Genomic DNA, 7,523 nt, shown 5'->3' with positions numbered 1-7,523 from the left:
CAGACACTCCCCACCCCACCCCCCACCCCGACCGACAACAACAACGAAACAGAACAACCCCACACGACCAACACCACCACCCCAAACAGGCACAACACCCCAGCCACCAACCACCTACACAGCGCACTAAAAGCCTTAGGCAAGCGCGAACCGGACCGGCCAACCAGCCCGACCAGCGGTGGACGGACAGGCGGAGATCAGCGGCACGGTCACCCGCGGGCGGTCCGCCGGCACTTGAACACGCACAGGTCAACGCACCATTTCTCGGCTTCGAACTTGCCCTCGGCCCGGCGACATCGAGGGCGCTGGGTACGCGGTGGTATTCGCGGTGCAATGCCTGGGCGAGGAAGCCCTCGCCCAGGCATTGCCGCTTCTGAACGGGCCCATGGACAGTCGATGGACGTTTGACCGACACCGGTCCCCTCGACCGCAACGCATCCACTCCGCCCTCGCGCCACCGCCTGCGCCAGGATCGCACCGTCGGCCCGCTGACGCGGAACTTCGCGGCGACCGCTTCGACGCTCCCCAACTGGCGCGTACTCGGAGTCTGGCGCCCCTTTGAACAGCTGAAAGACGAGGTCCGGGAGGCGATGTGGGACGCCGCCGCCACCGCGCTCCAGATGGCCGCCGACGGCCTGATCACCGCCCGCGGGCGCCTCAGTTCCGCACTTCAGGCCCCACTCCACGACTACGTCTACGACGGCGACGAACCCTCCCCGCACCGCAACGCCTGGCAGGACTTCACGGCCGCCTTCGAGGAGGCGCTCACCATAGCCCGCACCGACCGCCCACCGCACGGCAGCTTCTCGCCCTGCTGACCATCGGATGCCGCACCCTCGATCACTTTGAAAGAGAGCGCGCCTCCCTGCACGAGGAAGGCGTCCCCGCCGAGTTCCTGCCCAGCGCCGGCGAACTGGGTCGTCTCGACCTCATCTGACGGTGTTCCACTTCCTTGGATGTGAACAGGGCGCCCGACGGCGCGTCCGCTGGGGGACCCTCAACGAACAATGGTGATCTTGATCGGTCGGGAGGATCGGCCTGCGCTGACGGCGTCTCAATTAGGGTGTCCGGTGATCTGTCCGGTCAGCGGGGGCTTACCGTCGCTTCCATGAGCGAACGCGTCGGCTACGCCAGATGCAGTCTGGACAAGCAGGACCTCACCGCCCAGCGTGAGATCCTCCTCGGTCTGGATGTGCCAGAGGACCGGATCTACCTCGACCACGGGCTGACCGGAACCAATCGCGACCGGCCCGGCCTGGCCCAGGCTCTCGCGGCCGTGCGCGCCGGCGACACGCTCGTCGTCCCCAAACTCGACCGCCTCGCACGCTCGGTACCTGACGCCCGCGGCGTCAAGCTCTCGCTCGGTGGCACCCTCTACGACCCCGCCGACCCGATGGGCAAGATGTTCTTCAACATCCTGGCCACCTTCGCCGAGTTCGAGGTCGACCTTCTGCGCATGCGCACCCGCGAAGGCATGGGGGTAGCGCGGGCCAAGGGCAAACTCAAAGGGAAGCAGCCCAAGCTCACCGCACGTCAGCAAACCCACCTGGTCCAGCAGCACCAGTCCGGCGAGCACACCATCGCCGACCTCGCCGAGCTCTTCTCCGTCAGCCGCGCCACGGTCTACCGCGTCCTTGAACGCCACCAGACCTCAGCAGCGACGCCTCCGACCTCCGTGAGGCAGTGACGTGCTGCCCTACGTCTACCAGGTCACCAAGTACGACCCGGCCGAACGCGATCAGCACGGCCACTACGCCGGCGCCGAGCCCGCGATCAACGACCACGGACCAGTCGAAGCCACCTACTTGCAGGCCGTTGCCGCCTTCGCCGAGGACACCGGCGTCGACCGGCTGGCCATCCGCGAGCCGCAGATCGGCGGCTTCGCCCACTTCGGCCTGGAGCCACCGGTCGACGGCTACGGCCTGGCCGGCCTGTTCCCAGCTGGCCTCGCCGGGTTCCACGACGGTGCGCTGGTGCCGATCGCCGTCGGACTGGAACTCGTCCGGGCCATGCTCCGCGACAACGGCGCCTGGTGCCGCCTGGAGGCGGAGGGAGCATTCGCGGTGCACGTCGGCTGGGACCAGTACCTCTACATCGGCAGCAGCCACCCCTGCGAAACGGCGCTGGCCCGCACCCGCGCGCTCGGCCTGTTCCCGGAACGCCTGGACGCATCGCCATACGACTTCGCCCCCGACGACCCACTGCGCGAGCAGCGCCCGGCCGACGCCGACTTCTGGGCCCGCCTGCACTGGGCGGTCAGCGCCAACCGCGCCACGTACCTGGAGGAGACCTACGCCACGAACGCCTCCCGGTGGCACCGCCTCAGCCGCGACAACATCAAGGCCGTGCGCTCCCAGCTGACACCTCGCACGCAGCTGGCGGTCTGGCCGGACCTGCTCACCGACGTCGACACGGCCGTGGCGTCGCTGCCCGAGGAGGGCCTGGTGGAGATCGTCTGGGAGGACGAGAACGGGCGGATCACCAGCACAGTCGTGGACGAGACCCAGTTCGAGGCAGTGACATCCCAGCTCGCCAGCGCGCATGCTGCCGGCGTCGTATCCATGTATGCCGATGAACATCACCCTCTGTTCACTGCTGTACTGCCCGACAGCGACGGTGTTCTTCGCGCTCGTTGGCAGACCGAGCCAACGCCCAGCGACCGCGACTGGGCGTTCCTGAAGACCCTGCGGTGCGGCCAAGTCGTCACCGGCACGGTGACGTCCATCGCCAGCTTCGGCGTCACCTTCGTGGACATCGGCGGCTTCACCGCGATGATCAACATTCCGGAGCTGTCCTGGCGTCCGTTCGACCACCCGTCCGACGTCGTCAGCGTCGGCCAGGAGATCACAGCCGAGGTCCTCGACGTCGACATGATCCGGGAACGGGTGCCGCTATCGCTCCGAGCAGTGCAGGAAGACCCATGGCCGCAGGTGGCGCAGCGGATCGGGAAGGTGGTCACCGGACCGGTCACCAAGATCGTCCCGTTCGGCATCTTCGTCCGCGTCGAAGACCGAAAGGACGGCTTCCAGGGCCTGGTGCACACCAGCGAGCTGGATGAATCGGCCAGGAACGACATCGAGGTCGGTGACGCCCTCACCGTGAAGATCATTGAGGTCGACATCGCGCGCCGCCGCATTGCCTTGTCGCATACCCAGGCCCGCACAACCCACCCTGAAGGCGGCAGTAAGGGCGGATCGGCATGAGGAGCCAGGAAGCCGAGCTCGACCGGGACACAGCCGCGCTTCTGGCGGCCAGGGCGTTCACCGAGATCCGCCATCTGGCCGGAGGCTCACATTGTCTCGGATCGTGAGACGCCAGCTGTCGCCTATACCTGATAGGCGACCTCCGGAATTCTGACAGGAGGCCACGTTTCGGATAGGACGCGCGTAGACCGCATGAAAGAAGGGCCGGAATCGGATAGGGCGATCCCGGAATCCGATAGCGGCCGATTTGGGCGATAAGCGGAAGCTGCTGTTGCCTGGTCCGGCGCCCATCGCTGGGCGCCAGACCGGAAGGAAATCTGTCTTGCCCTACATTCACGCTGCCCTGATCACCGGAGTGTTCGCTCTGGTCGCGGCCGTCACCGGCACAGTCGTGACGTACCGTCTGGCGCTGCGCGCCGAGCGCAAGCGCCTGCACACCGAGTCGCCCCAGATCGTGGTGATACCGGTCCGGAGCCGCTGGTGGCGCTGGTCCGAGGGCCGGTCCCACTCCCACACGGCCTTGGGCCTTTCTCGTAGTTGGTCCGGTCGCGAGAACCCCGGTTTGGGGTTTGAGTGATCGTTACGGAACGGAACCAGGGCGTATGTGACGGCCTCCGCTCGGGCTTCGGCGGGGGCCGTCACGCGTCAGGCGGTGGTGCGGTGCCAGCCACGGCCTTCGAGGTAGGCGGTGAGACTGCGGCAAGTTTGCAACCGTTATGCACGGATAGGCCGCGCCAGCACCACGACTCCAAGCAGTGCTGCGGTCACGTGCTCGGCAGGTTGGTGTCTTCGAGGCAGGCGCCGGCGGCGTCGGCGAACGCGTCAAGCGCTTCCTTGGCCTCTTCCCAGGGTGCGCTGAGCTTCTCTTCGGGACGCAAGCGCTCAGCTCCGACTCCCGTAGGGTCGGCGTGAAGGGACTGGCGCTGAGCGTTGGTGACGATCCCCGCAGCCTCAGCGTCCTGAAGAGGGCCAGCGGCAGCCGCATGTACCTCGTCTCCGGCTCGGTCGGATCGTGCGTTGTAGATCCTGATCAATGCCGTCCGGGCGGCGTTGGCGACGTCCGGGATGGGGCTCGTTGCCTGGCGGGCTACCACCAGGTTGCGCCACCCGTAGAACACGTCATGGTCAGCTTTGATCCACCACGTCACCCCGTTGACCCCGCGCTCAACATCGCGTGCGTGCTGCCAGACACGGCGCGGGCCGAGAATCCGAATGGCGGCCACAGCCCGACTGACGCGGTCCCGGTGTTCGGCGAACGGGTCAGCACGATCGTCGGGGCCAACGGTGCGGGAATTGAGCCGCGCAAAATCCTTCAGGTCCTTCAAGAACGACTGGCCAGCCGTGTAAAGATCAATGTACGCGGCACGTCTCGCCTCCTGGTTGTTCTGCTCAAGCGCCGTGGTGTACCCGGCACGCGCCTGGGTGCGAGCTGCGTCCCGTGCGCCACGTGCCCCGATACGCGCGCCAATCACGACGCCGACCAGCGCGGCCACAGTGCCGACCACCGCGGTCACGGCGGTGACAAGCGTGGCCGTTGCGTCCAGGTCGTCACTGGCTATCTGGAATACATCTGCTGCTGCGTTGCCCACGATGGCTGATGCCCAGGAGTTCGACGTAGCTCACCGAAATCTCCGGGCGCGGTGAGTGACAAGATCGAGTACGCACGCTTGTTCAAGGGCCAGGAGTGGAACAGTGAACCAGCATGAAGGAATTGGAGTCGGTGATCTGCCGTCGGCGCGTGCAGCCGACTTCAGTCATCCGTGCAGGCCGCTTCGAAAACTGACACGGGCGTGAGATCCATGGCGGCAGCCTCTCAGAAGTATCGCGCACAACACGCCGGTTTCGAGAGGACTTTTACGAGCGGTGACCTGCGGAGACGCGATCGCCCCCGGGTCTCTCGCAGATCTCTCACAGATGTTCATTTGTGAGAACGACCGCGCGCGATGTCCGTGGCCCGAAGGTGCCCGGTGTGACTGAGCTCACGCCGCGGCGGCGGCACGGTGCAGCGTGAACCAGAACGTCGGGACGGGGTTCGTGCCGGGCGTCACGTCGGCCAGCTGCCACCCAGCGAACCTGGCGCGGAGTTCGTCCGCAGTGACGCCGGACCACGAGTCGTCAAACGCCCCGGGCCCGTACCCGAACATCAGCAATCGTGCACCGGGGGCGGCACGCTTGGTGAGGCCGGCGGCGTAGGCGTCGCGGCGGTGCGGCGGAATCCCGCAGTAGCAGCTCAGGTCGAAGAACAGGTCGTACGGGCCGTGCACGCCCACCTCGTCGAGTCGGGTGGCGTCCCCGCACAGCACCGTGACGTCCGCTCCGGCAGCGGCGGCCTTCTCCCTCGCCTGCCGGACCGCGCGGTCGACCAGGTCGACGGCCGCCACCCGCCAGCCGTGCCGAGCCAGGTACACCGCGTTGGTCCCGGTGCCGCAGCCGAGTTCGAGGACCTGACCCGGCATCAGCGCGCCGGGCCCCTCTATCAGGGCCACGAGCTCGGGCGGCGTGATGCCGCTGTCCCACGGCGGCTTGCCGTCCCGGTAGAAGTTCTCCAACACGCGGCGCACAGCCGCCTCTTGGTCGAGCTCCGCAGCCGTCCGAGTCTCACTCATCGCCACCCCTCCAAGAAGCTAGAGTCCAACTCTAGTGAGTGACTCTAGAGATAGACTCCCGGCATGGATGCGGTCAAGGAATCCGACGGACAGAACGTCAAGCGACCCGACAAGCGGGCCGAGCGTTCGCGGCGCACCCGCGAGAAGATCGTCGCGGCGGCGCGGGACCTGTTCGTCGCACAGGGGTACGGTGCGACAAGCCTTCAGGAGGTTGCGGATCGCGCGGGCGTGGCCGTCCAGACCGTGTACTTCGTGTTCCGAAACAAGCGCGCGCTGTTCAAGGACGTCGTCGACACGTCCATCGCGGGCGACGCCGAACCGGTCGCCACGATGGACCGCGACTGGTTCCACGCCGCGTGCGCCGAGCCCACCGCGGCCGGGCAACTGCGCGCCCACGTGCGGGGCGTAGGCGGCATCCTCGGCCGGGTCGCCCCGATCATGCCGCTGATCGCGGCTGCGACGGCCACGGACCCGGAGATCGCCGCGCAGTGGCCCGTCGGCCCCGACCCGCGCTACACCGTCCAGCACGCCGCAGCGAAGGCACTGACCTCCAAGCCCGACGCCCGCCCCGACGTCGACACCACCCACGCCGCCGACCTGCTGTACGGGCTACTCAGTCCGGAGCTATACCTGATCTTTGTCCGGGACCGGGGCTGGTCCCCCGACGCCTGGGAGGAGTGGGCATGTGTTGCCCTGACTACCCACCTCTGCACAGACCACGAGTAGGCCACCGACCCTTCGGCGACAGCCGCCGAAGTGAAGCAGAGTCCGCGACCGGCTGCGGAAGCTGACCGGACGCTCACTCCGCTGCACCGTCGGCGTCATCGTCAAGCCCGGCGGCGTCCGGGTCGCACAGCGGCCGCAAGGCTCCGCCGGCCGAGGCGGAGGCGGTGAAGCTGTAGCGGCCCAGGACATTGAGGTTGCGGTGCTTCAGCGGGGAGAGCCGGGCGATGTCCTCGTGCCGGATCTCGTGGCCCTCGGCGCGGAGCTGGGCGACGGCGGCGTCGATGTACCGGGTGGTCCAGGGCACCAGGGCGTTGAGGACCAGGCCGAGCGAGCCGAGCCGGTCCTCCATGCCGTCCCGGTACGCCTGGTGGATGGTGCCGCGCTTGCCGTGGCACATGTCGCGGGCCAACTTGTGGCGGGACTCCTGCACGGTGAGCTGGCGGTTCATCTGGCGCCGGTAGGTGTCGTCGACCGGGTCGACGACGCGGAGCAGGTGCTCGGTCTTGGTGATCCGCCCGTACTCGGCGAATGCCTGCCCCAGCGGGGTCGGGTGGCCTTCGCGTCCGAACATCCGCAGCAGGTCGTAGGCGCGGACCTGGTTGGTGACCAGGGATCCGGCGACCCGCAGCATGTCCGGCCAGTGAGTGATCACCTTGTTCAGGTTGACCCGGTTGCGGGCCAGTGGCTCCAGCGGCCCGTACGTGCCGGTCTCTACGCCGGGCAGGGACGCGCGCCAGAACCGTTGGTCGTCGAGGTCTTTGAACGGGCTGAAGTTGTAGCCCAGGATGTGGAAGATGCCGAAAACGATGTCGCTGTTTATGTGGACAGTTCAAGTTGATCATCCTCGGGTGTGTCGTTCGAACCGCCGACTGTGTCGGCGTCATCGGGAGGCGCTCGCGGCTGGGCGAGAAGGGCAGACATAGAGTGGGGTGCTCGATGAGCTGGCGAGGGTAGGAGCCGTGGAAATTACCGTCCAGTGGATACGGAC

The 7,523-nt window shown here is 67.3% G+C and carries 8 protein-coding genes and 1 pseudogene; 5 read left to right on the top strand and 4 right to left on the bottom strand.

Annotated elements, in window-relative coordinates; genetic code table 11:
* On the bottom strand, window positions 1-478 hold a 478-nt coding region (locus FPZ41_RS50500), incomplete at its 3' end, for a hypothetical protein (RefSeq protein ID WP_456154456.1).
* Between FPZ41_RS50500 and FPZ41_RS49720 the strand changes: the two genes are divergently transcribed.
* The 4 genes from FPZ41_RS49720 to FPZ41_RS42945 all read left to right on the top strand — a co-directional run bounded on the left by FPZ41_RS49720 (window position 405) and on the right by FPZ41_RS42945 (window position 3,780).
* A complete protein-coding gene (locus FPZ41_RS49720) occupies window positions 405-818 on the top strand; it encodes a hypothetical protein (protein WP_265584290.1) in 414 nt (137 codons plus the stop codon). The genes FPZ41_RS50500 and FPZ41_RS49720 overlap by 74 nt on opposite strands.
* A 290-nt stretch (window positions 819-1,108) precedes the next feature.
* Entirely contained in the window at window positions 1,109-1,687 is a 579-nt protein-coding gene (locus FPZ41_RS42955) for a recombinase family protein (RefSeq protein WP_152869909.1), read from the top strand.
* Between the two features lies 1 nt (window position 1,688).
* Complete coding sequence (locus FPZ41_RS42950; RefSeq protein ID WP_322621464.1) at window positions 1,689-3,203, top strand: S1 RNA-binding domain-containing protein; 1,515 nt, start codon at window positions 1,689-1,691, stop codon at window positions 3,201-3,203.
* 322 nt (window positions 3,204-3,525) lie between these two features.
* Window positions 3,526-3,780, top strand: a complete 255-nt coding sequence (locus FPZ41_RS42945) for a hypothetical protein (protein ID WP_152869907.1) — start codon at window positions 3,526-3,528, stop codon at window positions 3,778-3,780.
* A gap of 187 nt (window positions 3,781-3,967) precedes the next feature.
* Here FPZ41_RS42945 and FPZ41_RS42940 read toward each other — a convergent pair whose 3' ends face one another.
* On the bottom strand, window positions 3,968-4,792 hold the full coding sequence (locus FPZ41_RS42940) for a hypothetical protein (protein ID WP_152869905.1): 825 nt from the start codon (window positions 4,790-4,792) through the stop codon (window positions 3,968-3,970).
* 390 nt (window positions 4,793-5,182) lie between these two features.
* The gene (locus FPZ41_RS42935) at window positions 5,183-5,809 is read right to left on the bottom strand and encodes a class I SAM-dependent methyltransferase (protein ID WP_152869902.1); all 627 of its coding nucleotides are present in this window, start codon (window positions 5,807-5,809) and stop codon (window positions 5,183-5,185) included.
* A 63-nt stretch (window positions 5,810-5,872) separates the two neighbouring features.
* Between FPZ41_RS42935 and FPZ41_RS42930 the strand changes: the two genes are divergently transcribed.
* The gene (locus FPZ41_RS42930; RefSeq protein ID WP_152869900.1) at window positions 5,873-6,535 is read left to right on the top strand and encodes a TetR/AcrR family transcriptional regulator; all 663 of its coding nucleotides are present in this window, start codon (window positions 5,873-5,875) and stop codon (window positions 6,533-6,535) included.
* 73 nt (window positions 6,536-6,608) lie between these two features.
* On the opposite strand, the pseudogene FPZ41_RS42925 reads toward FPZ41_RS42930, so the two are convergent.
* Window positions 6,609-7,349: pseudogene (locus tag FPZ41_RS42925) on the bottom strand (Tn3 family transposase); the annotation flags it as partial.
* Between the last annotated feature and the right edge of the window lie 174 nt (window positions 7,350-7,523).

It is taken from the genome of Streptomyces acidicola (assembly GCF_009377235.1).
GTDB lineage: Bacteria > Actinomycetota > Actinomycetes > Streptomycetales > Streptomycetaceae > Streptomyces > Streptomyces acidicola.
The sequence above is the reverse complement of the archived record's forward strand: the minus strand, read 5'-3'. Positions and strand labels throughout refer to the sequence as shown.